Origin of the sequence: Paracoccus sp. Z118, from assembly GCF_019061185.1 — a bacterium.
GTDB lineage: Bacteria > Pseudomonadota > Alphaproteobacteria > Rhodobacterales > Rhodobacteraceae > Paracoccus.
The window spans coordinates 1-24,312 of record NZ_JAHQZU010000015.1 but is presented as its reverse complement, the minus strand read 5'-3'; the positions used below and the strand labels follow the sequence as shown (position 1 = coordinate 24,312).

Annotated in this window: 21 protein-coding genes and 5 pseudogenes; 8 read left to right on the top strand and 18 right to left on the bottom strand. The window is 67.9% G+C overall.

Features of this window, described 5'->3' with window-relative positions:
* Nucleotides 1-80 precede the first annotated feature (80 nt).
* From KTN05_RS12630 to KTN05_RS18150, 3 genes and pseudogenes are all read left to right on the top strand, one after another.
* A pseudogene (locus KTN05_RS12630) lies at nt 81-984 on the top strand (acyl-CoA dehydrogenase family protein); the annotation flags it as partial.
* 57 nt (nt 985-1,041) lie between these two features.
* A pseudogene (locus KTN05_RS18155) lies at nt 1,042-1,131 on the top strand (hypothetical protein); the annotation flags it as partial.
* 127 nt (nt 1,132-1,258) lie between these two features.
* A complete protein-coding gene (locus tag KTN05_RS18150; protein ID WP_371823358.1) occupies nt 1,259-1,420 on the top strand; it encodes an acyl-CoA dehydrogenase family protein in 162 nt (53 codons plus the stop codon).
* Between the two features lie 295 nt (nt 1,421-1,715).
* Here the strand turns inward: KTN05_RS18150 and KTN05_RS12625 are convergent, their stop codons facing one another.
* Nucleotides 1,716-3,005 (bottom strand): sorbosone dehydrogenase family protein, encoded by a 1,290-nt coding sequence (locus KTN05_RS12625; protein WP_217329770.1) that lies wholly within the window; start codon nt 3,003-3,005, stop codon nt 1,716-1,718.
* Nucleotides 3,002-3,433 (bottom strand): DUF2231 domain-containing protein, encoded by a 432-nt coding sequence (locus KTN05_RS12620; RefSeq protein ID WP_217329769.1) that lies wholly within the window; start codon nt 3,431-3,433, stop codon nt 3,002-3,004. The genes KTN05_RS12625 and KTN05_RS12620 overlap by 4 nt, the downstream gene beginning before the upstream one ends.
* 438 nt (nt 3,434-3,871) lie before the next feature.
* Between KTN05_RS12620 and KTN05_RS18470 the strand changes: the two are divergent.
* Nucleotides 3,872-4,549: pseudogene (locus tag KTN05_RS18470) on the top strand (integrase core domain-containing protein); the annotation flags it as partial.
* Nucleotides 4,550-4,739: 190 nt separating this feature from the next.
* The gene (locus tag KTN05_RS12605) at nt 4,740-5,309 is read left to right on the top strand and encodes an NADPH-dependent FMN reductase (protein WP_217329767.1); all 570 of its coding nucleotides are present in this window, start codon (nt 4,740-4,742) and stop codon (nt 5,307-5,309) included.
* A gap of 103 nt (nt 5,310-5,412) precedes the next feature.
* On the opposite strand, the gene KTN05_RS12600 is transcribed toward KTN05_RS12605, so the two are convergent.
* The 8 genes from KTN05_RS12600 to wrbA all read right to left on the bottom strand — a co-directional run bounded on the left by KTN05_RS12600 (nt 5,413) and on the right by wrbA (nt 14,718).
* Nucleotides 5,413-6,921 carry a tripartite tricarboxylate transporter permease gene (locus KTN05_RS12600; RefSeq protein WP_217329766.1) on the bottom strand — a complete coding sequence of 503 codons (1,509 nt, stop codon included), beginning with the start codon at nt 6,919-6,921 and terminating at the stop codon, nt 5,413-5,415.
* A gap of 13 nt (nt 6,922-6,934) precedes the next feature.
* Nucleotides 6,935-7,396 carry a tripartite tricarboxylate transporter TctB family protein gene (locus KTN05_RS12595; protein ID WP_217329765.1) on the bottom strand — a complete coding sequence of 154 codons (462 nt, stop codon included), beginning with the start codon at nt 7,394-7,396 and terminating at the stop codon, nt 6,935-6,937.
* A 64-nt stretch (nt 7,397-7,460) separates the two neighbouring features.
* Nucleotides 7,461-8,435: a tripartite tricarboxylate transporter substrate-binding protein gene (locus tag KTN05_RS12590; protein WP_217329764.1), complete on the bottom strand. Its 975-nt coding sequence runs from the start codon at nt 8,433-8,435 to the stop codon at nt 7,461-7,463.
* Nucleotides 8,436-8,623: 188 nt separating this feature from the next.
* The gene (locus KTN05_RS12585) at nt 8,624-9,979 is read right to left on the bottom strand and encodes a sigma-54 dependent transcriptional regulator (RefSeq protein ID WP_217329763.1); all 1,356 of its coding nucleotides are present in this window, start codon (nt 9,977-9,979) and stop codon (nt 8,624-8,626) included.
* Nucleotides 9,976-11,838, bottom strand: a complete 1,863-nt coding sequence (locus KTN05_RS12580; protein WP_371823356.1) for an ATP-binding protein — start codon at nt 11,836-11,838, stop codon at nt 9,976-9,978. Before KTN05_RS12580 ends, KTN05_RS12585 begins: the two co-directional genes overlap by 4 nt.
* A 145-nt stretch (nt 11,839-11,983) precedes the next feature.
* Nucleotides 11,984-12,706 (bottom strand): ribonuclease activity regulator RraA, encoded by a 723-nt coding sequence (locus KTN05_RS12575; protein WP_217329762.1) that lies wholly within the window; start codon nt 12,704-12,706, stop codon nt 11,984-11,986.
* A gap of 21 nt (nt 12,707-12,727) precedes the next feature.
* Nucleotides 12,728-13,951 carry a pyridoxal phosphate-dependent aminotransferase gene (locus KTN05_RS12570; protein WP_217329761.1) on the bottom strand — a complete coding sequence of 408 codons (1,224 nt, stop codon included), beginning with the start codon at nt 13,949-13,951 and terminating at the stop codon, nt 12,728-12,730.
* A 146-nt stretch (nt 13,952-14,097) separates the two neighbouring features.
* Entirely contained in the window at nt 14,098-14,718 is a 621-nt protein-coding gene (gene wrbA, locus KTN05_RS12565; RefSeq protein WP_217329760.1) for an NAD(P)H:quinone oxidoreductase, read from the bottom strand.
* A gap of 201 nt (nt 14,719-14,919) precedes the next feature.
* On the opposite strand from wrbA, the gene aroQ reads away from it, so the two are divergent.
* Nucleotides 14,920-15,360 (top strand): type II 3-dehydroquinate dehydratase, encoded by a 441-nt coding sequence (gene aroQ / locus KTN05_RS12560; protein WP_217329759.1) that lies wholly within the window; start codon nt 14,920-14,922, stop codon nt 15,358-15,360.
* A gap of 190 nt (nt 15,361-15,550) precedes the next feature.
* Here aroQ and rlmN read toward each other — a convergent pair whose 3' ends face one another.
* Nucleotides 15,551-16,762, bottom strand: coding sequence for a 23S rRNA (adenine(2503)-C(2))-methyltransferase RlmN (rlmN, locus tag KTN05_RS12555; RefSeq protein ID WP_217329758.1), 1,212 nt, complete (start codon nt 16,760-16,762; stop codon nt 15,551-15,553).
* A gap of 105 nt (nt 16,763-16,867) precedes the next feature.
* Nucleotides 16,868-17,386: an invasion associated locus B family protein gene (locus KTN05_RS12550; protein ID WP_217329757.1), complete on the bottom strand. Its 519-nt coding sequence runs from the start codon at nt 17,384-17,386 to the stop codon at nt 16,868-16,870.
* Nucleotides 17,387-17,528: 142 nt separating this feature from the next.
* Here KTN05_RS12550 and KTN05_RS12545 point away from each other — a divergent pair, with 142 nt between their 5' ends.
* Complete coding sequence (locus tag KTN05_RS12545) at nt 17,529-18,512, top strand: asparaginase (RefSeq protein WP_217329756.1); 984 nt, start codon at nt 17,529-17,531, stop codon at nt 18,510-18,512.
* Here the strand turns inward: KTN05_RS12545 and KTN05_RS12540 are convergent.
* From KTN05_RS12540 to KTN05_RS12520, 5 genes are all read right to left on the bottom strand, one after another.
* The gene (locus tag KTN05_RS12540; protein ID WP_217329755.1) at nt 18,509-19,267 is read right to left on the bottom strand and encodes a TSUP family transporter; all 759 of its coding nucleotides are present in this window, start codon (nt 19,265-19,267) and stop codon (nt 18,509-18,511) included. The genes KTN05_RS12545 and KTN05_RS12540 overlap by 4 nt on opposite strands.
* Nucleotides 19,268-19,277: 10 nt before the next feature.
* Complete coding sequence (hspQ, locus tag KTN05_RS12535; RefSeq protein WP_217329754.1) at nt 19,278-19,598, bottom strand: heat shock protein HspQ; 321 nt, start codon at nt 19,596-19,598, stop codon at nt 19,278-19,280.
* 122 nt (nt 19,599-19,720) lie between these two features.
* Nucleotides 19,721-20,455, bottom strand: coding sequence for a metallophosphoesterase (locus KTN05_RS12530; protein ID WP_217329753.1), 735 nt, complete (start codon nt 20,453-20,455; stop codon nt 19,721-19,723).
* 64 nt (nt 20,456-20,519) lie between these two features.
* Nucleotides 20,520-22,112, bottom strand: coding sequence for a phosphoglycerate dehydrogenase (gene serA, locus KTN05_RS12525; protein ID WP_217329752.1), 1,593 nt, complete (start codon nt 22,110-22,112; stop codon nt 20,520-20,522).
* A 101-nt stretch (nt 22,113-22,213) separates the two neighbouring features.
* Entirely contained in the window at nt 22,214-23,362 is a 1,149-nt protein-coding gene (locus KTN05_RS12520; RefSeq protein ID WP_217329751.1) for a phosphoserine transaminase, read from the bottom strand.
* Between the two features lie 672 nt (nt 23,363-24,034).
* On the opposite strand from KTN05_RS12520, the pseudogene KTN05_RS12515 reads away from it, so the two are divergent.
* Nucleotides 24,035-24,187: pseudogene (locus KTN05_RS12515) on the top strand (HTH domain-containing protein); the annotation flags it as partial.
* On the opposite strand, the pseudogene KTN05_RS12510 reads toward KTN05_RS12515, so the two are convergent.
* Nucleotides 24,169-24,312, bottom strand: a pseudogene (locus tag KTN05_RS12510) (IS3 family transposase); the annotation flags it as partial. The pseudogenes KTN05_RS12515 and KTN05_RS12510 overlap by 19 nt on opposite strands.

Below are 24,312 nucleotides of genomic sequence, written 5' to 3'. Positions count from 1 at the left end.
ACGATCACGCTATCGTCGGCGCAGCTTAAGCTGGGCTTAAGGTCGCGTCCCTAGCCCGCCCCCATGATGACGAGAATGTTTCCGGCTATCGCTCGATGATGTCGATGCAGGCGTCGCGGGTGAGGCACCCGATCAAACGCCTACGGTTCCGACGAGCAGCGGCGTAAATATCTGCCCAAGCTCTGCTCGGGCGAGTGGTTCGGCTGCTTCGGCCCGACCGAACTGGATGCAGGTTCGGACCCCGGCGGCATGAAGACCACCTCGAAGAAGACGGGCGGCGGCTATCGGCTGAACGGGTCCAGGATGTGGATCACGAATGCGCCCATCGCCGATGTATTCGTGGTCTGGGCGAAGTCCGAGGCGCATGGCGGCAAGATTCGCGGCCTCGTGCTGGAAAAGGGTATGGAGGCCCTGTCCGCGCCCCGGATTGAGGGCAAGCTGGGCCTGCGGGCCTCCGTCACGAGCGAGATCGTCATGGATGAGGTCGAGGTCGGCGAGGACGAGCTGCTGCCGAACGCGGAAGGGCTCAGCGGTCCCTGCGGCTGCGTGAACCGCGCGCGCTCCGGCGTCACTTGGGGCGTCATGGGCGCGGCGGAAGCGTGCTGGCACGCCGCGCGGCAATATGGGCTGGACCGCCAGCAGTTCGGCAAGCCGCTGGCGCAGACCCAGTTGCACCAGTTCGAGCTCGCCAACATGATGACCGAGATCACGCGGGCGCTGAACGCCGCGCTACGCGTCGGGCGGCTGTTCGAGGCCGGCAGGATGTCGCCCGAGATGATTCCCCTCATCAAGCGCAACAACTGCGGCAAGGCCCTGGAGATTGCGCGGATCGCTCGCGACATGCTTGGCGGACACGGGATTTCGGACGAGTTCCCGGTGATGCGCCACATGCTGAACCTTGAAACCGTGAACACCTATGAGGGGACGCATGATGTCCATGCGCTGATCCCCGGCCGCGCCCAGACCGGGCTGCAGGCGTTCTTCCGAGAAAGGCGACAAGATGAAGGTTGTCGTGCCAGTCAAGCGGGGCTGTTCACCGTCATGGCACGCACCTACATGGAGAAGAAGGGCGCGTCCGGCGTCTCGGTCTTCGCGGTCGAGGCGGGGACGCCGGGCCTGTCGGTCGGCAAGCCCGCACACAAGATGGGCCAGCAGGGCGCCCGCGTGGCGGACGCGATCTTCGAGGATTGCCGCGTCCCGGCTTCGGCGCTGATCGGCGGGGTCGCGGGCGTGGGTCGGCCGGGTCGCGGAGCGCAACGTGCAGGTGCATCGCGGAAACGGCTACATCCGCGAATACCGCGCCGAGCAGCTGTTCCGCGACGCCCGCCTCTATCGGATAGACGAGGGCGCCACGCAGATCCCGCAGACGATCATCGCGAAGGCGCTCGTGGCCGAAACGAAGGCGCGGATCGGCCAGTGAGCGGCGGCAGGTTGCGCGGGGGACTCTCGCTGGCAGCGAAGTGAAACCTGGGGAGGTCTTTATAGGCGGGAAAGCGTGGGGTTCATGTAGCAGGCGACGGAACGACCCGTGAGATCGGCCCACAGCAACTGCGACCAGGTCGAAATGGCGGCTTCAAAGGCGCGGCTCCTCAAGCGGCCGGTGACGGGTTGCGCCGTGCCATGCATCTTCGGGCTGCGGAGCACGATTGCGATGGAGGGGCCAGTTCTAGGAAACACCGGGCTTCGGGCGGCGCCAACGCCCCATCAGCGCGTGGTCAGGGCTGGTTGGGCGTAATCCTCCAGACCGTGTTCGAGAGATCGTCCGCGACGATCAGGGCGCCGCGGGGATCGAGGGTCACGCCGACCGGACGGCCGCGCGTGTTGTCCTCGTCCAGCAGGAAGCCGGAAGCGAAGTCGATCGGGTCGCCCGAAGGACGACCGTTCTGGAATGGAACGAAACTGACGCGGTAGCCGACCGGGACGCTGCGGTTCCAGCTGCCATGCTCGCCGACGAAGACACCTTCGGCGAACTGAGGGCCCATCGCCGGGGACGAGAACGTCACGCCGAGCGCCGCCACATGCGATCCCAGGCTGTAGTCGGGGACGATGGCCGATGCGACCTTCTCCGGGTCCTGCGGCTGCGCGCGGGGATCGACGGTCTGCCCCCAATAGCTGTAGGGCCAGCCGTAGAACCCGCCATCCTGCACCGCCGTCAGGTAATCGGGAACGAGGTTGGGCCCGATCTCGTCACGCTCGTTGACGACCGCCCAGAGCTGCCCGGTTTCCGGCTGGATGGTCAGCGCGGTCGGATTGCGAAGGCCCGTGGCGTAGGGCCGGTGCGCGCCGGTTTCGATGTCGATCTCCCAGATTCTGGCCCGGTCTTCCTCGACCTCCATGCCGCGTTCGGTGATGTTGCTGTTCGACCCGATCCCGACATAGAGGAACCGGCCATCGGCGCTGGCGGTCATCGCCTTGGTCCAGTGATGGTTGATCTCGGCCGGCAACTGGGTGAGCGTGACCGGCTCGCCGCTCGCCTGGGTCTGACCATCGGCATAGTCGAAGCGGACCACCGCGTCCTGGTTGGCGACGTAGATCGCGCCGTTCACCAGCGCCAGTCCGTAAGGCGCGTCCAGTTCGTCGGCAAAGACGCCCTGCGTCTCGTAAACGCCGTCGCCGTCCGCGTCCCGCAGCAGGGTCAGCCGGTCGCCGCTTTCGACCGAGCTTTGGCCCAGGCTCTTGATGAAGCTGGCGATAAGATCCTTGGGACGAAGCGCGGGTGCGCTGCCGCCCTTCCCCTCGGCCACCAGGATATCGCCGTTGGGAAGGATGAGGGTCTGGCGCGGGCCCATGAGATCCGTGGCGATCGCGGCGATGCTGTAACCGTCAGGCACCGTCGGCAGATCGTCGCCCCACAACGCCGGCCGCGGAACCGTCATGCTCGGCAACAGGCCGCGCCGCGGCTCGGGCAGCTCGGGGTTCGGGCCGTAGCTGGGCGGGGCGGGCTGGGCCGCCGCGGTGAGCGGAAGAGTTGCAGTGACGCCTATCGCCAAGAAAAGTAGCCTCATTTTAGTTCCTCCGCACGGAAACCGGAATACCCGATCCAGGCCGCGGCCAGCGCCAGCAGCGTCGAGATGACCGACAGCCACAGGCTTTCCGGCATGATGGCCCAGGCATCCTTGGCGTGGGCGAGGGCGTTCAGGAATCCGGCCACCCACATGGCGAGCAGCACGACGAAATAGATGAGCGGGCGTCTGTTGCGCGGCTTGTGGCTGCGGAACAGATTGACCAGCGCCCAGAGCACCGCAAAGGCGCCGACCAGCAGCCCGCCGGCGTTCAGCCACTGGGCAAAGTTGGACCACTGAATCTCGAAGGTCCGCCAATAGGCGATGTCGCTGACCAGCGTGCCCAGAAACAGAGGGAACGGAAAGGAGAGCAGGACCGCGTGAAGCGGATGAACCGGCCTTGGCGGCCCGACGGCAGATACGGTGACCACGGCATCTCCTTTTCACATTGACCCGTCCAGGCGAACGCTGCCGACCGGACACACGGGCCCTAACGCATCAGTGCTCGACAAGTTTCGGATCGTTCCGACGTCGGATGCAGGAGGGGATGGAGGTCATCGGTGTCGGACGACAGCCACAGGAACAATCGACGCTACGACCTGCTGAAGAGCGTGGAGCGGCCTGAAGACCTGATGGGGACGCAGGTCTGATGAAGGAGCTGAAGGTTCGGCTGATGGATGCGCGGGGCCGAGCTGACCGCGGGCATCCGCAGTATGCTCGACCTTGGCCATAGCCGGTCTCCTCTGTGGTGTGTGGTTCGCAAGACCACCATAGAGACCTGAACCACGGTCATGGCCGCGCGCTGCGCCGTGTGAGGGCTTCGCGCGCGGCCATAACCTGCATGCTGCGCCGGGTTCCTGACGTGCTATGGCAGCGAGTTCATCGCCATGGTGCGCGACTGGACCGACGCCGTCGGTGGCTGAGCAGCCTATGCCGAACCCGGTAGCCCTTGGGAGAGCGGATATTGCGCGTGCTTCGACTCGAAACTCCGCGACGAACTGCACGATGGCGAGATCTTCTACAGCCTCGCTGACGCAAGGATCGTCATCGAGGCATGGCGCGGCCATTACAACACAGAGCGCCCTCATTCATCCCTGGGCTACCGACCGCCAGCCCGCAAATCCCGCGTCTCGATCGACCGGATGCATGGGCTGATCCGCCGCCTGGTCATCACCGATGCCGCCCGGCAAGACGACGGGCAGATCCGCGAGGGGTTCATTGCCCGAACCAACACGACGCGCTCGGTCTGGGCCGACAGCGCCTATCGCTCGGCGGAGAACGAGGCGTGGCTCGGCGCCCGGGGCATGGTCAGCCGCATCCACCGCAAGAAGCCTCGCGGCCGTCCGATGCCGAAGCGGACCCGCCGCGCCAATGCCGTCAAGTCGGCGGTGCGCTCGAAGGTCGAGCATGTCTTCGCCCAGCAGAAGGCCCGTCTGGGCATGACCATCCGCGCCATCGGACTGGCGCGGGCGGCGATCACGCTCACCAACATGGCCTGCAACATGACCCGATGGCGGTGGCTCGACGGCCGAGCTGCGCCGGCCTGACGGCCGTCGATCGTCGATCCGACCCGATTGACCCCGAAACCGGCCTAAGGGCCGCTTTCCCGAGCAGCATGGTCCTTTTCCACAGACCCAGAGCGCCGCCCGGGGGCGGAAAGCGGAGGTGTCCCCGTGATATGCCGGCCTGACGCAACCCGCGCGGCGTGGGTGCGTTGTCCGTGAAACGGAGGAAGACATGGCCAACTACAAGGTGGGATATTTCGTCGGCAGCCTTGCCAAGGGGTCGATCAACCGCAAGCTCGCCAAGGCGCTGGTCCGCCTCGCCCCGGCCGAGCTGGAGATGACCGAGATCCCGTTCAAGGACCTGCCGCTCTACAGCTGGGACTATGACGCGGACTATCCGCAGGTCGCGCGGGACTTCAAGGCGGCCATCGCCGATGTCGATGCGGTGCTGTTCGTGACGCCGGAATACAACCGCTCGATCCCCGGCGGGCTGAAGAATGCCATCGACTGGGCGAGCCGTCCCTATGGCGAGAACGCCTTCACACGCAAGCCGTCGGCCATCATCGGTGCCTCGCCTGGGTCGATCGGGACGGCGGTGGGGCAGCAGCACCTGAAGTCGATCCTCAGCTTCTGCAATTCGCCGATGAACCCGGTCGAAGCCTATATCCACTTCACGCCGGACCTGATCTCGGATGACGGCGAGGTGTCGGTGGAATCGACCGAGAAGTTCCTGCGCAACTACATGGCCGAGTTCAGCAACTTCATCGGCCGGGTGCTGAGCGTCTATCCGCGCCGGACCTGAGCCGGGCCGGGCAGGCGGCGCTCCGGCCTGAAACTTCCCCCGCACGAAACTGCCGCGCCCCTCTGGCGCGGCATCCGGTTTCCTGCGCGGGCCCGCCCCCGCGTCATGCGTCGCTTTCGGTGAAGACCTCCTCGCGGCGCTGCCGGATCTGCGGCAGGAACACCAGCGCCAGCACCAGCGCCGAGGCGACCAGCAGGCCGAGGCTGATGGGCCGTTCCACGAACGTCATCGGATCGCCGCGCGACAGGATCATGGCGCGGCGCAGGTTCTCCTCCAGCAGCGGGCCGAGCACGAAGCCCAGCAGCAGCGGCGCCGGCTCGAACCGCAGCTTGACGAGGACGTAGCCGAGCAGCCCGAAGAACGCGACCGCGAACAGGTCATAGACGTTCGAGTTCACCGAATAGACCCCGATGGAACACATCGCCATGATGATCGGGAACAGCACGTAATAGGGCACGGTCAGCAGCTTCACCCACAGCCCGATCAGCGGCAGGTTCAGCACCACCAGCATCAGGTTGCCGATCCACATCGAGGCGACGATGCCCCAGAACAACTGCGGCTGGTCGGTGACGACATTCGGCCCCGGCACGATGCCCTGGATGATCATCGCGCCGATCATCAGCGCCATCACCGGGTTGGCCGGGATGCCGAGCGTCAGCAGCGGGATGAAGCTGGTCTGCGCGCCCGCGTTGTTGGCGCTTTCCGGCCCCGCGACGCCCGCCAGCGCGCCTCTGCCGAACTCCTCGGGGTGGTCGGAGAGCTTCTTTTCCACGGTGTAGGACGCGAAGCTGGCAAGGATCGCACCGCCGCCCGGCAGGATGCCGAGGACGGAGCCGATGCCGGTGCCGCGCAGGACCGGGCCGACCATCTGTCTCAACTCGGCCCCGGTCGGGAACAGGCGGTTGATGTTCTTCGTCATCACCTGCCGGTCGTGCTCGTCTTCCAGATTGCGCAGGATTTCCGCGATGCCGAAGACGCCCACCGCCACGGCGACGAAGTTCAGCCCGTCCGCGAACTGGGTGATCCCCATCGTGAAGCGCGGCGCGCCGGTGTAGATGTCGGTGCCGACAAGACCCAGCAGCAGGCCCAGCACCACCATCGCCAGCGCCTTCAGCACCGAGCCATGCGCCAGCGCCACGGCCATGACGAGGCCCATGACCATCAGGCTGAAATACTCCGCCGCGCCGAATTTCAGCGCGATGGTCGTCAGGGGCGGGGCGAAGATCGCCACGAGGAAGGTCGAGATGGTGCCCGCGACGAACGAGCCGATCGCGGCGGTCGCCAGCGCGGTGCCCGCCTTGCCCTTGCGCGCCATCTGGTAGCCGTCGATGGCCGTCACGGCGGACGAGCTTTCGCCCGGCATGTTGATGAGGATCGCGGTGGTCGAACCGCCATACTGCGCGCCGTAATAGATGCCGGCCAGCATGATGAGCGAGCTGACGGGCTCCAACTGGAAGGTGATCGGCAGCAGCATGGCGATGGTCGCCGTCGCGCCGATGCCGGGCAGCACGCCGATCAGCGTGCCCAGCAACACGCCGATCAGGCAGAAGGCGAGATTGGCCAGCGACGAGGCGACGCCGAAGCCCATGGCGAGATTGCTGAAAAGCTCCATGACGCGCGTCCCCTTACAGCGGCAGCCAGGGGCCGAACCGCCGGAACGGCAGGCCGAGGCCGTAGCTGAACACCAGCGTGGCGAGGATCGTCACCGAGATCGCCAGGATCAGCGCCGGCAGCGGGCGCATCCGCACCGACGCCCGCGAAGCGATCAGCGTGGCGATGAACAGCGCCGGCACGAAGCCGAGGCCGCGCACGGTCAGGCCGAAGAAGACCGGCGCGGGCAGGATGAAGAAGATCCCCCGCCATGAGATGGGTCCGAACGGCTCTCCCTCGCGGCCGAAGCCCTTGACGAAGATGACCAGCCCAAGAAGGAACAGGATGCCCGCCAGCACCATCGGGAAATAGCCCGGCCCCATCCGCAGCGATGTGCCGAATTCCAGCCCCGCCGCCTGCCAGGCGAAGAAGGCCCCGCCGGCCATGAGCAGACCGCCTGCCAGCAGATCCGTGTTGTCCCTCGGTTTCGTGGGCATGCGTTACCTCCGCCTCGAAAAGACCCGCCGCCCCGAAGGGCAGCGGGCGTCGTGTCTGACAGGATCAGTCGGCGTAAACGCCTGCGGCCTCGATGATCGGCTTCCAGCGCGAGATTTCCGATTCCAGCTTGGTCTTCAGCGCGTCGGGGGTCGCCTTCTCGGCCGCCACCGGCTCGGAGCCGAGATCGGCCAGCGCGGAAACCACGCCCTCGTCGGCCAGCGCGATCTGCAGCGATTCCGACAGGCGCTGGTTGATCTCGGCCGGGGTGCCCTTGGGCGTGTAGATGCCGTGCCAGACCGCCAGCTCCATGTCCGGCAGGCCGGATTCGATGGCGGTGGGCATGTCGGGGAACAGTTCCAGCCGCTCGCCCGTGGTCACGGCATAGGCCTTGATCGTGCCGCCCTGCACCTGCTGGGTGGTGTTGGTGGTCTGGTCGCACAGGATGTCCACCTGGCCGCCCAGCAGGTCGGTCATCGCCGGGCCGGTGCCCTTGTAGGGGACCGTGACCAGCTCCGTGTCCAGCGAATGCATCAGCAGCATCCCGCAAAGCTGGCTGACCGCGCCGATACCAGCATTGGCCAGCGTCAGGGAATCGGCGTTCGTCTTCACGTAGTCGATGAAAGACGCCATGTCCGTCGGCTCGAACTCCTTGCGGGCCGTGATCATCATCGGCACGTCCACGACCTCGCCGACATATTCGAACGAGTTCAGCGGGTCGTAGGGCAGCTGGCGATAGAGCGTGGCCGAGGTCGCCATGCCCATATGGTGCAGCAGCATGGTGTAGCCGTCAGGCTCGGCCCGCGCGACGTTGTCCGCGCCCAGCGTGCCGCCGGCGCCGGTGACGTTCTCGACGATCACCTGCTGGCCCAGATCGGCCGACATGCGTTCCGCCAGCAGGCGGGCGACGGTGTCGGTCGGGCCGCCGGCCGAGAACGGGACCACCATGCGGACGGTGCGCGTGGGATAGTCCTGTGCGAACGCCGGAGCGGCCAGAATCGAGACGGCGCAGACCGCGCCGAGCAGTTTGGAAATAGACATGAAACCTCCCAAGGTCGAACGAGAACGACGCCCGCTCCCCCGCGTGGCGCGTCCTGGGCAGCTTTGTGCGGCAAGCGCCGCTGCGCGAAAGAAAATCGTCCGGCGGAAGCCGCCGCCGGAGCCTTGGGCGCTGAAAATGGGTGGAAAAGGTGACAACCCGCCGGGCGGGGCGGGTGGATTTCCACCCCTCAGGCTTCGCGGCGCCCTTCCTCGGCTCCGTCCAGGATCAGGCGGCGGTCGAGCCCGTATTTCTGCATCTTCTCATAGAGCGTCTTGCGCGAGATTCCCAACGCCTCGTAGACCGGGCGCAGCCTGCCGCCATGCTCGGCGATCGCGCCCGCGATCAGGCTGCGCTCGAACGCCGCGACGCGGTCGGCCAGCCGTTCGCCGCCGCCGTCGCTGCTGCGCGGGGCCTCCAGCCCGAGCACGAAGCGTTCCGCAAGGTTGCGCAATTCGCGGACGTTCCCCGGCCAGTCCTGCGCGGCCAGCGCCGACAGAAAGCCCGGCGGGGCCTCGCGCTCGGGCAGCTTGTGGCGGGCGGCGGCCTCGCGGACCAGTTGCAGGAACAGCAGCGGGATATCCTCGCGCCGGGCCGACAGGGGCGGAACGTGCAGCACGGCGACGTTGAGGCGCCAGAACAGATCCGCGCGAAAGCCGCCCTGCGCGACCAGTTGGCCAAGCTCGACCTTGCTGGTGGCGATGAAGCGCACGTCCAGCGCCACCGGATCGTTCGAGCCGAGCCGCGTGATGACCCGTTCCTGCAGCACCCGCAGCAGCTTGGCCTGCAACTCCAAGGGCATCGAGCCGATCTCGTCCAGCAGGATCGTGCCGCCGCGGGCATGTTCGAACTTGCCGTAGCGCGGCCGCAGCGCGCCGGGGAAGGCCCCGGCCTCGTGGCCGAACAGCTCGCTTTCGATCAGCGTCTCGGGCAGGGCGGCGCAGTTGATGGCGATGAAGGGCCGCGCCCCGCGGGCCGAGATGTCGTGCAGCGTCCGCGCGACGACCTCTTTCCCCGCGCCGGTCGGGCCGATGATGAGCGTGTCGGCGTCGGATTCGCCGATCGCCCGCAGATAGCGGCGCAGGTCCATCATCACCGGCGTGCGCCCCGGCAGCCGCGCCTCGACATCGTCGCGCTTGCCCGCGACGGCCCGCAGGCGACGGTTGTCCAGCACCAGTTCGCGATGCCCGATGGCGCGGCGGATCACCTGCGCGAGTTCCTGCACGACGAACAGCTTTTCGATGAAGTCATACGCGCCCTTGCGGATCGCCTCGACCGCAAGCTGCACCTCGGCGTGGCCGGTGAACAGAATCACCGGGATCTCGGGATCGACCTCGTGCAGCCGCGCGAGCAGGGTCATCCCGTCCATGCCCGGCATGCGGATGTCGCTGACCACCGCGCCCGCAAAGCCCGGCCCGGCCAGCCCCAGCGCCTCCTGTCCCGAGGCGAGCGGCTCGACCGCGAAGCTGGCCAGTTCCAGCGCCTGCGCGGTGGAATCGCGCATCTGCCTGTCATCGTCGATCAGAAGGACGCGACTGGCGCTCATGCGGCCGTCTCGGCGGAAAGCTCGGTGGAAGGCGCTGCGGGCAGGGTGACGCAGAACTCGGCGCCCGGATCGGCGTTGCGGCAGGTGATCGTGCCGCCGTAGTCGCGGACGATATTGGCGCTGATCGAGAGGCCGAGGCCCAGCCCCGCGCCGACGCCCTTGGTGGTGAAGAACGGATCGAAGATGCGTTCGGCGATGGCGTCCGGCACGCCTTCGCCCCGGTCCCGCACCCGCAGCACGATCATTCCGCCCTCATGCCGCGCCGACAGGGTGATGCGCGGATCGGCCGCGCCCTCGGCGGCGTCGGCGGCGTTGGTGATGAGGTTGACCAGCACCTGTTGCAGTCGCGTCGTGCCGGCGCGGACAGGCGGCAGATCGGACGGCACGTCCGTTTCCAGCGCCGCGCCGCTGGTCGCCAGCCGCTGCGCCACGATGGTCCGCGTCTCCGGCAGGATCGCGGGCAGTTGGGCGGCTCCGGGCGGCTCGCCGGGCGCGCGGGCGGCATTGCGCAGATGCGTGCCGATCGAAGCCATGCGGTCCACCAGCGCGAGGATCTGGGCGATATTATCCCGCGCGCGGGTCAGATCGCCGCGCTCGATCAGGATCGCGGCGCTGTCGGCGTAGTTGCGGGCGGCGGCGAGCGGCTGGTTGATCTCGTGCGAGAGCGAGGCCGACATCTGCCCCAGCGCCGCCAGCTTGCCCACCTGCACGAGGCTCGCCTGCGCGGCCCGCAGCTCCGCCTCGGTCGCGCGGCGTTCGGCGATCTCCTGGCCCAGCTGGTCGTTGACGCGGGCGAGGTCGGCGGTGCGGGCATCGACGCGGCGCTCCAGTTCGGCGGTGGCATAACGCTGCATCGCCGCCCGCTCGGCGGCCTGCGCGCGGCGCTGGATCAGGAACAGCCCGCCCAGCGACGCCGCGGACAGCAGCAGAACGAGCGTGAGCACGATCAGCCACGCATCGCTCCGCAGGCTGGCGGTGTCCAGCAGGGCATGCACCGTCCAGCCTTCCTCGTGCATCGCCTGCGAGGCCGCCAGATAGTCCCGATGGCCGCCGCCCTCGGCGACGCGGAACACCGGCAGGCCGAAGGCGCTGCGCCGTTCCAGCGGCAGTTCGCCCAGCTCCGCATCGGCATAGCGGCGGATCGACAGGGTGCGGGCCAGCCACTCTTCGGTCGGCGGGCCGAGGCTGCTGTAGAGCCAGCCCGGCTCGGACGACAGGAACACCCGCCCTTCCGGGTCGGTCACGAGGAAGCGGTATTCGCCCCCGCGCCAGGATTCCTCGATCCGCTCGACCCCGACCTTGACGGCGACCACGCCGTTGATGCGCCCCAGCCCGTCCCGGACCGGGGCCGAGAAATAATAGCCGCGCACCCCCGAGGTGGTGCCGATGCCAAAGAACCGCCCCGCGTTCCCGGAGATCGCCTCGGTGAAATAGGGCCGATAGCTGAAATTCTGCCCGACGAAGCTGAGCGCGCCCATGCGGTAGTTCGAGGCGGCGATGGTCTCGCCATCCGGCCGGATCACATAGATGTCGGAGGCCTGCACCGCCTCGTTCTGGTCCAGCAGCCAGACATTCGTCGCGGTCCGCAGGGCGCGGTTGTCGGGGTGCGCCGCGAGCCGCTGCACTCTGTCCAGCCCGGCGACCAGCTGCGGCACCACCTCGTAGCGGGCGAGATCCGCCTCCAGCGCGTTGACGGTCAGGCGCAGGGCGGTCTCGGCCCGGCCGTAGCCGGTGGCGTAGGACTGGTAGAACGCGGCGCGGGCGCCGAGCAGCAGCACCAGCGCCATCAGCAGCACCCCGAGGCCGAGTGTGACCCGCACGGGACGCGCGCTGCTGGCGAAGGCGGGGCGAAGGGACACGGGGCGGCGACACTCCAGAGGGGCGCGGCTTTGCCCCGAGGGTCAAAGGGCGCACGGCGCGGCGGTTCCGGCCCGTTTAACGCGGCGCGGGGCCGCCGTCATCGGGGAACCGCGCCGCCCCGCCCCCGCCGGGGCCCGTCCGGCGTTATTTCTGCCCGGCCTTCCAGGCCTCGTAACGCGCCTTGTTCTCGGCGTTGGCCGGGTAGAGGCCGGGCAGCGGGTGGCCCGCCTCGACCTCGCCCATGATCCAGCCTTCCAGCCGCTCCTGCTCGATGGAGGCTTCGACCACCGCCTCGACCAGCTTCGCCGGAATCAGCACCGCGCCATCGTCGTCGATAACGATCAGGTCGTCGGGATAGACGGCGACGCCGCCGCAGCCGATGGGTTCCTGCCAGTTCACGAAGGTCAGCCCCGCGACCGAGGGCGGGGCGGCGACCCCGGCGCACCAGACCGGCAGGCCGGTCCCGCGCACCCCCGCCACGTCGCGCACGACGCCGTCCGTCACCAGCGCCGCAACTCCGCGTTTCGCCATCCGCGCACACAGGATGTCGCCGAAAATCCCCGCGTCGGTGATGCCCATGGCGTCCACCACGGCGATGCAGCCTTCGGGCATCGCCTCGATGGCCGCGCGGGTGGAAATGGGCGACGACCAGCTTTCCGGCGTCGCCAGATCCTCGCGCGCGGGCACGAAGCGCAGGGTGAAGGCGCGGCCGACGATGCGCGGCTGACCGGGGTTCAACGGCGCGGCGCCGCGCAGCCAGACATTGCGCAGGCCCTTCTTCAGCAGGACCGTGGTGAGCGTGGCGGTGGTGACGCCTTGCAGCGCGGCAATGGCGGCGGGGGCGTCATAGGGAAGGTCGGTGGTCATGGGGGTTCCTCGGGTGATGGTTCAGGACAGCCGTTCGCAGGCGGTGCGGATGCGGGCGCAGGCGTCCTGAAGCTGCTCGGTCGAGGTCGCGAACGAGATGCGGAAGAACGGCGCCATGCCGAAGGCAGAGCCGGGGACGACGGCGACCCCGACCTCTTCGATCAGGTAGGTCGCGAAATCGGTGTCGGTCTCGATCACCCGCCCGTCCGGGCGCTTGCGGCCGATCACCCCGGCGCAGGACGGGAACAGGTAGAACGCCCCGTCCGGCGCCCGGCAGGACAGCCCGTCGATGGAGTTCAGCTCGCGCAGGCAGAGATCGCGGCGGCTCTGGAAGACGGCGTTGCGTTCGGTCAGGAAGTCGATCGGCCCGTTCAGCGCCGCGACCGCCGCCGCCTGGCTGATGGCGCTGGGGTTGGTCGTGCTCTGCGACTGGATCGTCGCCATCGCCTTGATGAGCTTGGCCGGACCGCCCGCATAGCCGATCCGCCAGCCGGTCATGGAATAGGCCTTGCTGACGCCGTTGCAGGTCAGGGTGCGCGGCAACAGCTTCGGCTCCACCGCCGCGATGGTGGCGAACTGCCAGTCGTCGTAGCGGATATGCTCATACATGTCGTCGGTCAGGATCATCACCTGCGGATGATCCAGCAGCACATCTGCCAGCGCCCGCAGCGCCTCGGCCGAATACCCCGCGCCCGTGGGGTTCGACGGAGAGTTCAGGATCAGCCACTTGGTGCGCGGCGTGATCGCGGCCGCCAGATCCTCGGGGGCCAGCAGAAAGCCCCGGTTCTCGCCGCAGGGGACGATCACCGGCGTTCCGCCCGCCAGCCGCACTATGTCGGGATAGCTGACCCAGAAGGGCGCGGGCACGATCACCTCGTCGCCCTCGTCCAGCGTCGCCATCAGGGCGTTGTAGATCACCTGCTTGCCGCCTGTCCCGACGCTGATCTGGTCGATGCCATAGGTCAGCCCGTTTTCCCGCGCGAACTTGTCCACGATGGCCTGCTTCAGCTCGGGCGTGCCGTCCACGTCGGTATAGCGGGTCTGACCGGTGTCGATGGCGGCCTTGCCGGCTTCGCGGATATGCTCGGGCGTGTCGAAATCCGGCTCGCCCTGCGACAGGCCGATGATGTCGCGCCCGGCGCGGCGCAGCTCGCCCGCAAGCCGGGTCATGCCGACCGTGGCCGAGGGTTTCACCGCCCCCATCCGGCTGGCGAGCTTCACTTCGGGGGCGTCAAGCGGGGTCATGGCGTCTGTCCTCTCCTCCTCGGGCGGCGGCATTGAACACGGGCGCGGGGGGAAAGGGAATGCCCTGCCGCGTGGGAAAGCGGCGCATGAAAAGGCGGCGCACCGTTGCCGATGCGCCGCCGGAAAGGGTCGGGTTCGCGCCCGCGTCAGCCGGCGTATTCGGGCGTCCGCACAGCCAGCTTGCCCGCGACCTCAGCGATGCGGCGGCCCTGATAGCGGGCGCCGTCGAGTTCGGCCTTGCTCGGCATGCGGCTGCCGTCGCCATCGGTGACGGTCGTCGCGCCGTAAGGTGCGCCGCCGCGGATCTCGTCCACGCCCATCTGGCCCTGATAGCCGTAATCCAGCCCGACGATGGTCAGACCGAAATGCATCAGGTTGTGGATGATCGACATCAGCGTCATTTCATTGCCGCCATGCTGCGTCGCGGTCGAGGCGAAGGCGCCGCCGACCTTGCCGTTCAGCGCGCCGGTGGCCCAGAGCCCGCCCGCGCGGTCCCAGAACGCCGCCATCTGCGAGGGCATCCGGCCGAAGCGGGTTCCCGCGCCCACGATGATCGCATCATAGCCGGGCAGGTCCTCGACCTTCGCGAGGGGCGCCTTCTGGTCCAGCTTGTAACCGGACTTGCGGGCCAGCTCCTCGGGCACGGTTTCGGGCACCCGCCGGATGTCCACCGTCGCGCCGGCGCTGCGCGCGCCTTCGGCGACCGCCTCGGCCATCGCCTCGATATGTCCGTAGGTGGAGTGATAAAGGACCAGAACCTTCGCCATCGTGCTTCCTTTCGTGTCGTCCCGTTTCCTGCCGGCGGCCCGCATCGTCGCGGCGCCGTGCTGTGTCAGGGATATAAGGTCCGAATGCCCATGCAGCAGCCGCGATGAAGCGGAAGCGGCGTTCGGGAAAATCGAACGGCGGGGCTGGCCCAACCCGGCGCGGCGCGGCATGATCGCGCCGCGCCCGCGAAAGGAACCGCCATGCCCCGCACCATCCATGTCCTGAACGGCCCCAACCTCAACCTGCTGGGCCAGCGCCAGCCCGAGGTCTATGGCCGCGAGACGCTGGCCGATGTCGAGGCCGCCTGCGCGGCGCTGGGGCGCGAGCTGGGGGTGGAGGTGCTGCTGCGGCAGTCGAACCACGAAGGCCAGCTGATCGACTGGATCCACGAGGCGCGGGGCGCGGCGGCGGGCATCGTCATCAACCCGGCGGCCTTCACCCACACTTCGGTCGCGCTGCTGGACGCGCTCAACACCTTCGAGGGCCCGGTGATCGAGGTGCATATCTCGAACGTCCACAAGCGCGAGGCATTCCGCCACCACTCCTATGTCAGCCTGCGCGCCGACGGGGTGATCGCCGGCTGCGGGACGGAGGGCTATCTGCTGGCGCTGCGGCGGGTCGCGTCGCTGACGCGGGGGTAGGGGCGCGCAGTTCGCGGGTGGGACGCGGCTCGCCATCGATGCCGCCGGCGGTGCCGGTCTTCTCCGTGCTTCTTCTTTGCCCAAATATCCCCGCCGGAGGCGTCGGAGCGTCGCCGCACGCGCGGCGCGGCCGCCTTGTGGCGCGGCCTCCCGCGAAAATCGGCCATCCGCCCGAGGCAAGCTTGGCCGGTTACAGCCCCGCTTCCGCCGCCACCTCGGCCCGCGACTTGCGGCCGCGCTCGGTCGCCGATTTCAGCTGACCGCAGGCGGCCATGATGTCCTCGCCGCGCGGGGTGCGGATGGGGCTGGCGTAGCCGGCCTTGTAGATGATGTCCGCGAACCGCTCGATCCGGTCCCAGGACGACCGCTTGTAGGGCGCGCCCGGCCATTCGTTGAACGGGATCAGGTTGATCTTGGCCGGGATGCCGCCGATCAGCTTGACCAGCCGGCGGGCGTCCTCGTCGCTGTCGTTCACCCCGTCCAGCATCACGTATTCGAAGGTGATCCGCTCGCTGTTGGACAGGCGCGGATAGTCGCGCAGGGCGGCCAGCAGCGCGTCGATGTTCCACTTCTTGTTGATCGGCACCAGTCTGTCGCGGACCTCGTTGGTGGTCGCGTGGAAGCTGACGGCCAGCAGGCAGCCGATCTCCTCGGCGGTGCGGGCGATTTCCGGCACCACGCCCGAGGTGGACAGGGTGATCCGGCGGCGCGACAGGCTCAGCCCCTCGCCATCCATCACGACGTGCATCGCGTCGCGCACGTTCTCGAAGTTGTAGAGCGGCTCGCCCATGCCCATCAGGACGAGGTTGCTGACCAGCCGGGTCTCGTCCTTCGGGGCCCTGGGCTGAGGCCATTCGCCCAGATCGTCGCGAGCGACCATCAGCTGGCCGACGATCTCGCCCGCCGTCAGGTTGCGCACCAGCTTCTGGGTGCCGGTATGGCAGAAGGTGCAGGTCAGCGTGCAGCCGACCTGCGAGGACACGCACAGCGTGCCGCGCCCTTCCTCGGGGATGTAGACGGTTTCCACCTCGTGCCCGCCGGCGATCCGCAGCAGATACTTGCGGGTGCCGTCCTCGGACACCTGCCGGGTCACGATCTCGGGCAGGGCGATCTGGAATTTCTCGGCCAGCAGGGCGCGGTAGTCCTTGGCAAGGTTGGTCATCTGCGCGAAGTCGCGCACCCCCCAGTGATAGAGCCACTGCCAGATCTGCCCCTCGCGCATCTTGGCCTGCCGCTCGGGCGTGCCCGCCTCGATCAGCGCGGCGCGCAGCTGCGCGCGGGTCAGGCCGATCAGGTTCGCCTTCTCACCGGCGGGCAGCTTGCGGGGCAGCGTCAGCACGTCCTGCACCACCGGCCCCGTGGCCAGGGCGGCGTTCGTCGCGGGAATGTCGAATGCGGTCATGGGCGGCGGACTCCGGTCAGGCGCGGTCGGGCAGAGGGGAAAACGGCGAAAGCCGCCCTGATATAGGGCGGCTTTGCCGGAATCAAAAGGGAAAGCCGTGCGGCCTTACTTGCAGGTGTCGCGGGCCTGGTTGGTCATCGCGGTGACGCCCGCCAGCGAGAAGGTGTCGGTCGTCGTCGTTCCGCGCGAGGAACGGCCCGTCACCACGGCGTTCGAGCCGCCGCGCAGCGCGCCGATCAGCCGGGTGTCATCCTCGGGCGAACCGGCCCAGGCGTTCTCGCCCTCGGTGAACAGGCGGAACTTGCTGCCGCCGACATCCACCTCGACCGTGCTGTCGGCCGCGAAGGGATAGCCGCCCTGGAACGAGACCTCGCCGTTCTGGCCGGGGCGATAGGCGATATACAGACGGATGTCGCCGCGGTTCACCTGGACTTCCTTGCCGTCCTGGGTGTTGCGGGTCGATTTGGGCGGCGAGACGGCCCAGCATTCCTTGGGGTTTTCCCCGCCGAAGGCCGACCAGTCGCCCTCGCTGCCCAGAAGGCGGGATTCCTGGGCCGCCGCGGGCAGCGCCAGCGCCGCCAACAGGGCGGCTGTTGCAGCGCCGCGGATCGAAAGGATGGTCATGCTCGGGCCTCCTGCTTGTCCCCGTTTCGGGGTTGTCCGATTGGATGGTGTGGGTCACACCGGCAGCGGGAAGATAAACAAAAACAGGGTGCGGGGTGAAGCCCGCGTCTGGGAAATCGCGCAATTGTCAAAGGAGAGGGCGATGGCGGGCGTGGATCTGGTCGAATTGTGGCGCGGCGGGATGCTGGAAAGCGTGCACCAAGGCCATGCGGTCGTGTGGGACGCGGGCGGCATGGCGGCCGCGTGGGGCGACCCGGAGGCGGTGATCTTCCCGCGCTCGTCCTGCAAGATGATCCAGGCGCTGCCGCTGATCGAAAGCGGCGCGGCGGATGCGGCGCGGCTGGGGCCCGAGCATCTGGCGCTGGCCTGCGCCTCGCATAGCGGGGCCGAAATCCATGTCTCGCGCGTCGGGGCGTGGCTGAAGGCGATGGGGATGGCCGACGCCGACCTGCGCTGCGGCGCGCACATGCCGCAGGACAAGGCCGAGAACCGGCGGCTCACCTGCTCCGACACCGCGCCCTGTCAGGTCCACAACAACTGCTCGGGCAAGCATGCCGGGTTCCTGACCCTGAACCGGCATCTCGGCGGCGGCGCCGAATATGTGGCGCTGGATCACCCCGTGCAGCAGGCCGTCCGCGCGGCGTTCGAGGAGGTGACGGGCGAGCGATCCCCCGGTTTCGGCATCGACGGCTGCTCGGCCCCGAACTTCGCCACCTCGGTCGCGGGGCTGGCGCGGGGCATGGCCGCCTTCGCCGTGCCGGGTTCCGGCGCGCGCGGTGACGCCATGCGCCGGTTGGTCGCCGCGATGACCGCCCATCCCGATCTGGTCGCCGGCGAGACCCGCGCCTGCACCGACCTGATGCGGGCGATGGGCGGCAAGGTGGCCGTCAAGACCGGGGCCGAGGCGGTGTTCGTCGCCATCGCCCCCGAACGTGGCCTTGGCATCGCGCTGAAGATCATGGACGGCGGCACCCGCGCCTCGGAAGCCGCGATCACCGCGCTGCTGGTCCATCTGGGGCTGCTGGACGCGGGCCACCCGGTCGTCGCCCGCCTGCTGACCGGGCCGCTGCGGAACTGGCGCGGGCTGGAGGTGGCGCAGCTGCGGACGGCGGCGGGGTTCGTCTAGGCCATCTGCCACAGCAGCCGCAGGGCGAGCGCGGTCGAGGTGACGACCAGCAGCGGCTTGATGACCTTTGCCCCGACCCGCATCGCCATGCGCGAGCCGAGCGTCGCGCCGAGGATCTGCGCCGGAATCATCACCAGCCCGACCAGCCACATCGGATGCCCGGTCAGCGCGAAGGCGGCCAGCCCGCCGAGGTTCGACGCGAAGTTCAGCAGCTTTGTGTGCGCCGTCGCCTTCAGGATGCCGTAACCCGCCAGCAGCACGAAGCCGAGCATGTAGAACGCGCCCGCGCCCGGCCCGATCAGCCCGTCATAGAAACCCACGGCGGGCACGATGGTCAGCGCGAAAAGGGCAGGGGTCATCCGCTGCGCCCGGTCGCTGTCGTCCAGCCCCTTGCGGAAGGCGAAGAACGCCGCGATCGCCAGCAGGATCACCGGCAGCATCACCCGCAGCGCCTGCGTCGGCAGCCACGTCACCATCGCCGCCCCCGCGACCCCGGCGGCAAAGGCGATCAGCGCCGTGCGCCACTGGCTGCGCAGGTCCACCAGACCGTTGCGGGCATAGCTGAGCGCGGCGGTCCCCGCGCCGAAGCTCGCCTGCACCTTGTTGGTCGCCAGCGCCTGCTCCGGTGTCAGCCCCGCCAGCATCAGCACCGGCACGGTGATGAGCCCGCCGCCGCCCGCGATCGAATCGATGAACCCCGCCGCCATCGCGGTCAGGAAAAGGACCGCGACGATCTCGATGGTCAGTTCGAACATTCGGCTGCGGTCAGTTCAGGCCGTATTGCAGCGGATAGCGGCCATCCTCGAAGTCGCCGAACATCTCGATCAGCTCGGGATGCTCCAGCGGCTCGCCCGAGGGGTCGGGCACGAGGTTCTGCTCGGACACATAGGCGACGTAATAGGTCGCCTCGGTCTCGGCATAGAGATGGTAAAAGGGCTGGTCCTTGGCCGGGCGCACATCCTCGGGGATGGATTCGTACCATTCCTCGGTGTTCGCGAATTCGGGGTCCACGTCGAAGACGACGCCCCGGAACGGATGCATCCGGTGGCGGACGACCTGTCCGATATTGTATTTCGCCGTTCTCATCGCCGGCCTTTCCAGTGCTTTTGGCTCGGTGGTTGCCTGTCTGGCCGATCCCATGCGTAGCCCGCTGCGTTGGTTGGCCGCCTCTCTAGCCAATCGGGGGCGCGGAGTAAATCGCCGCAGCGTCAGCCCGCCCTAGGCGGTTCGATCAAATCCGGCCCGTTCCCGGTCAGCAGCCACGCGCCGTCCCGGTCCAGCCGCACGGCACTGAGCGGGCCGCCATCCTTCGCGCCGGTGTCGATGTTCAACCGGTTGCCGTGATGCTCGGGCGTCCTGACCGGCGTGTGCCCGTGGACCACCAGCACGCCGTGGTCGCGCGGGTCGTCCATGAAGGGCTTGCGCAGCCACAGCAGGTCATCCTCGATCTGCGCGCGCAGGTCCACGCCGGGGCGGATGCCGGCATGGACGAACAGCGCGAGCGGCGTCAGGTGCCAGATCGGCAGGCCGTCCAGCCAGCGCGCATGATCGTGCGGGATCTTCCGCAGCGCTTCGGCATGAACCTCGTCCAGCGGGCGGGTCGTCGCGTCCTCGATCCCCCATGACAGCAGCGCCGCGCCTGCGCCCGAATCGCGCTCGGTCCACGGCTTCCGGTCCGAGGCGCGGGGGTCGATCCAGCGCGGATCGCGCAGGAAATTGGGAAGCTGGCGGTCGTGGTTGCCCTTGATGACCACCCAGTCGCGCCCTTCGTCCTGCCCCCGCATCAGGAAGCGGACCACCCCGGCGCTGTCCGGCCCGGTGTCGATCAGGTCGCCCACATGCACGACCTGCGCGGCTGCGCCGCCATCCGCCGCGATCAGCTCATGCGCCGCGCGCAGCTTTTCAAGGCAGCCGTGGATATCCCCGATGGCATAGACACGCATCGCCGCCCCTTTCATCGCAACCCACGGCCAACGGATCGGCCGGGGGCAGGGTTCCTGAAGGCTCTCAGACCTCGAAACGCAGGGGACGGACCTGCTCGAACTTGCCGGTGGCCAGCAGCGCCTGGCGCACATCCTCGCGCAGCGGCTCGTCCAGATAGGTGATGGCGATGGCATCGCCCCCGCCCGCGACCCGGCCCAGCGTGAAGTTCGCCATGTTGACGCCCATCCCGCCCAGCGTGACGCCCAGCGTGCCGATGACGCCCGGCACGTCCCGGTTGCGGGTATACATCATGTGCGCCCCGATCTCGGCATCGACGTTGATGCCGCGGATCTGGATGAAGCGCGGCTTGCCGTCGCTGAAGACCGTTCCGCCGATGGACCGCTCGCGGTCGCCCGACACCATCGTCACCTTGATGTAGCCGTCATAGACGCCCGACTTGTCCTGCGTCGTGGTGGCGATCTGGATTCCGCGCTCCTTCGCGACGATCGGGGCCGAGACCATGTTCACATCGGGGTTCACCGATTTCATCACGCCCGCGATCACCGAGGCGTTCAGCGCGCTGAGGTTCATCCCGGCCGCAACCCCGTCATAAAGCACGTTGATCGCCTCGATCGGCTCGTCGGTCATCTGGCCGACAAAGGCACCCAGATGACCGGCAAGCTTGATCCACGGCCCCATGACCGCCGCTTCCTCGGCGGTGACGGACGGCATGTTGAGCGCGTTCTGCACCGCCCCGGTCAGCAGGTAGTCGGCCATCTGCTCGGCCACCTGCAGCGCCACGTTCTCCTGCGCCTCGGTGGTCGAGGCGCCCAGATGCGGGGTGACGACGACGTTCGGCAGGTTGAACAGCGGGCTGTCGGTCGCCGGCTCGGTGGCGAACACGTCCAGCGCGGCCCCGGCGACATGGCCCGACTTCAGCAGCTCGGCCAGCGCCGCCTCGTCGATCAGCCCGCCGCGCGCGGCGTTGACGATGCGGACGCCGGGCTTGGTCTTGGCGAGGCTCTCGGCCGACAGAATGTTGCGGGTCTTGTCGGTCAGCGGCACATGCAGGCTGATGAAGTCCGCGCGGCGCAGCATCTCGTCCAGCTCGACCTTGGTGACGCCGATCTCCTTGGCGCGATCCTCGGACAGGAAGGGGTCATAGGCGATCACCTTCATGTGCAGTCCCAGCGCCCGGTTGGCGACGATCGAGCCGATATTGCCCGCCCCGATCAGCCCCAGCGTCTTGTTGAACAGCTCCACCCCCATGAAGCGGTTCTTTTCCCACTTGCCGGCATGGGTGGAAACCGACGCCTCGGGCAGCTGCCGCGCCACCGCGAACATCAGCGCGATGGCGTGTTCGGCGGTGGTGACGCTGTTGCCGAAGGGCGTGTTCATCACGATCACGCCCTTTTTCGAGGCGGCGGGAATGTCCACGTTATCGACGCCGATCCCGGCCCGGCCGATCACCTTCAGCCGCGTGGCCTTTTCCAGCAGCTTCTCGGTGACCTTGGTGGCCGACCGGATCGCCAGCCCGTCGTAGTTGCCGATGATCTCGGCCAACTTGTCCTTGTCCTTGCCGAGATCGGGCATGTAGTCGACCTCGACCCCGCGATCGCGGAAGATCTGCACGGCAGTCTCGCTCAGCGCATCGGAAACCAGAACCTTGGGTGCCATTTGGATTCTCCTGAACGGTCAGGGCGCAGCGGCGCTCGCCTGCCTTCATCTTCTGTCTGAAAATATCCCGGGGGTGCGGGGGCTGGCCCCCGCTCCGACAATCACGCCTGCGCGGCGAGTTCCTGCTGGAACGCCCATTCGATCCACGGCATCAGCGCCGCGACGTCCGAGGTTTCCACCGTCGAGCCGCACCAGATCCGCAGCCCCGCCGGCGCGTCGCGATAGGCGCCGAGGTCGAGCCCCACGCCTTCCTTCTCCAGCCGTTTCGCCACGGCCTTGGCGAAAGCCTCGCCATCCTTGATGCGCGGGTCGGTGAAGCGCAGGCAGACCGAGGTGCAGGAGGCCGTCGCCGGGTCCTCCGCCAGATTGGCGATCCAGTCGCGCGCCGCCACGAAATCGGCCACGACCTTCGCGTTCGCTTCCGACCGCGCGATCAGCCCGCGCAGCCCGCCCGTGGCTTTCGCCCATTCCAGCGCGACGATGTAATCCTCGACGCACAGCATCGACGGGGTGTTGATCGTCTCGCCCCTGAAGATGCCCTCGATCAGCTTGCCGCCCTTGGTCAGCCGGAAGATCTTCGGCAGCGGACGGTCGGGGGTGTAGCTTTCCAGCCGCTGGACGGCGCGCGGCGACAGGATCAGCACGCCATGCGCCCCCTCTCCCCCCAGCGCCTTCTGCCAGGAGAACGTCACCACATCCAGCTTGTCCCACGGCAGGTCCATCGCAAAAGCCGCGCTGGTCGCGTCGCAGATCGTCAGCCCCCCGCGATCCGCCGGAATCGCATCGCCATTCGGCACCCGCACGCCCGAGGTCGTGCCGTTCCAGGTGAAGACCACGTCCTTGTCGAAATCCACTTCGGTCAGATCGACGATCCGCCCGTAATCGGCCTTGCGCACGGTCGCATCCAGCTTCAGCTGTTTGACGGCGTCCGTGACCCAGCCTTCGCCGAAGCTTTCCCAGGCCAGCATCTCGACCGGGCGCTCGCCCAGCATGGTCCACATCGCCATCTCGACCGCGCCGGTGTCGGAGCCGGGGACGATGCCGATGCGGTAATCCGCCGGGACCTCCAGCACCTCGCGCGTCAGGTCGATCGCCTGCGCGAGCTTGGATTTGCCTACGGCAGCACGATGCGAGCGGCCCAGAGGCGCGTCCGCAAGCATGTCCAGCGAAAATTGGGGGATCTTGGCGCAGGGGCCAGAGGAGAAACGCGGATTGACCGGCCGCGTCGCCGGGGTCGTCGTGTCGAGCATGGTTAGCCTTCCAGCTAAAAAGCCCCTCGTTGGGGAGGGGTGTCCCACTCACGGACATACGCTTCTCGCGGTGCTACTGCAATAGGCTTGATGCCTGTGGGGTGGTGCTGCGAGCGGTGTGGGCTGCGGGAACGGGCGGATCCGGGCTCGCTGGCCGAATGTCGGGCCGGACGAGACCGGAACGGGGATGGCGCGTGGAATATCGGCCACGCGGCTTGTTCGATTTTCGATGTCGATGTTGTTTGGCGTAACCCGATAATTCCGGTTCTGTGAATGTCGCGCATTTAGGAGGTATTGATGCGCACGATGTTGATTTCCCCCACGGAACTCGCCCGGCCACGCGCGGCAATCTCCGCTGAGAACTGAGCCATGTGAACCTTCCCCGAAAGCGGCGCGCGGCGGGGTGACGGAGTGATCCACATGGGACCTTCGAACATCGTCCGACGCATGGCGTTGCGGGAGAAGCTGCCGCTCCGGATCGCACGGCGAACCGGCCTGTCGCGCAACCCCATCAGGAAGTATCTGAACGCTGGCACCATCGAGCTGCGGTTCGCGACTGTTGATTTCCGCCCGGAACTGACCCGGGTTGGCGCCTGATTTCCACGGAGATTTGACCCATGTGACCCTTCCCCCTGAGCGCGGCGAGCGATGGGGGACATCGGAGTGATCCACATGGGACTTTTGACCATCATCCGCCGCATGGCCCTGCGGGAGAAGCTGCCGATCCGCGAGATCGCGCGTCGGACCGGGCTGTCGCGCAACACGATCAGGAAGTATCTGAAGGCGGGCACGATAAAGCCGAAGTTCTCGGTGCCGGAGCGGCCCATCAGCGTCGAGACATGAAGCCGTCCGACATGGTGCCCTTCGGCCTGCAGCAGGCCTTTCAGCATCCGGCCGCCTGCGAAGGGATACTCCAGGTGCAACTCGTCGATCCGGCGCATCAGCGCGAG

Excerpts from the sequence above, each read along its gene's own strand:
- KTN05_RS12625 (WP_217329770.1), bottom strand. The coding sequence starts at position 3,005 with ATGAGGCTACTTTTCTTGGCGATAGGCGTCACTGCAACTCTTCCGCTC.
- KTN05_RS12605 (WP_217329767.1), top strand. The coding sequence starts at position 4,740 with ATGGCCAACTACAAGGTGGGATATTTCGTCGGCAGCCTTGCCAAGGGG.
- KTN05_RS12600 (WP_217329766.1), bottom strand. The coding sequence starts at position 6,921 with ATGGAGCTTTTCAGCAATCTCGCCATGGGCTTCGGCGTCGCCTCGTCG.
- KTN05_RS12595 (WP_217329765.1), bottom strand. The coding sequence starts at position 7,396 with ATGCCCACGAAACCGAGGGACAACACGGATCTGCTGGCAGGCGGTCTG.
- KTN05_RS12590 (WP_217329764.1), bottom strand. The coding sequence starts at position 8,435 with ATGTCTATTTCCAAACTGCTCGGCGCGGTCTGCGCCGTCTCGATTCTG.
- KTN05_RS12585 (WP_217329763.1), bottom strand. The coding sequence starts at position 9,979 with ATGAGCGCCAGTCGCGTCCTTCTGATCGACGATGACAGGCAGATGCGC.
- KTN05_RS12575 (WP_217329762.1), bottom strand. The coding sequence starts at position 12,706 with ATGACCACCGACCTTCCCTATGACGCCCCCGCCGCCATTGCCGCGCTG.
- KTN05_RS12570 (WP_217329761.1), bottom strand. The coding sequence starts at position 13,951 with ATGACCCCGCTTGACGCCCCCGAAGTGAAGCTCGCCAGCCGGATGGGG.
- wrbA (WP_217329760.1), bottom strand. The coding sequence starts at position 14,718 with ATGGCGAAGGTTCTGGTCCTTTATCACTCCACCTACGGACATATCGAG.
- aroQ (WP_217329759.1), top strand. The coding sequence starts at position 14,920 with ATGCCCCGCACCATCCATGTCCTGAACGGCCCCAACCTCAACCTGCTG.
- rlmN (WP_217329758.1), bottom strand. The coding sequence starts at position 16,762 with ATGACCGCATTCGACATTCCCGCGACGAACGCCGCCCTGGCCACGGGG.
- KTN05_RS12550 (WP_217329757.1), bottom strand. The coding sequence starts at position 17,386 with ATGACCATCCTTTCGATCCGCGGCGCTGCAACAGCCGCCCTGTTGGCG.
- KTN05_RS12545 (WP_217329756.1), top strand. The coding sequence starts at position 17,529 with ATGGCGGGCGTGGATCTGGTCGAATTGTGGCGCGGCGGGATGCTGGAA.
- KTN05_RS12540 (WP_217329755.1), bottom strand. The coding sequence starts at position 19,267 with ATGTTCGAACTGACCATCGAGATCGTCGCGGTCCTTTTCCTGACCGCG.
- hspQ (WP_217329754.1), bottom strand. The coding sequence starts at position 19,598 with ATGAGAACGGCGAAATACAATATCGGACAGGTCGTCCGCCACCGGATG.
- KTN05_RS12530 (WP_217329753.1), bottom strand. The coding sequence starts at position 20,455 with ATGCGTGTCTATGCCATCGGGGATATCCACGGCTGCCTTGAAAAGCTG.
- serA (WP_217329752.1), bottom strand. The coding sequence starts at position 22,112 with ATGGCACCCAAGGTTCTGGTTTCCGATGCGCTGAGCGAGACTGCCGTG.
- KTN05_RS12520 (WP_217329751.1), bottom strand. The coding sequence starts at position 23,362 with ATGCTCGACACGACGACCCCGGCGACGCGGCCGGTCAATCCGCGTTTC.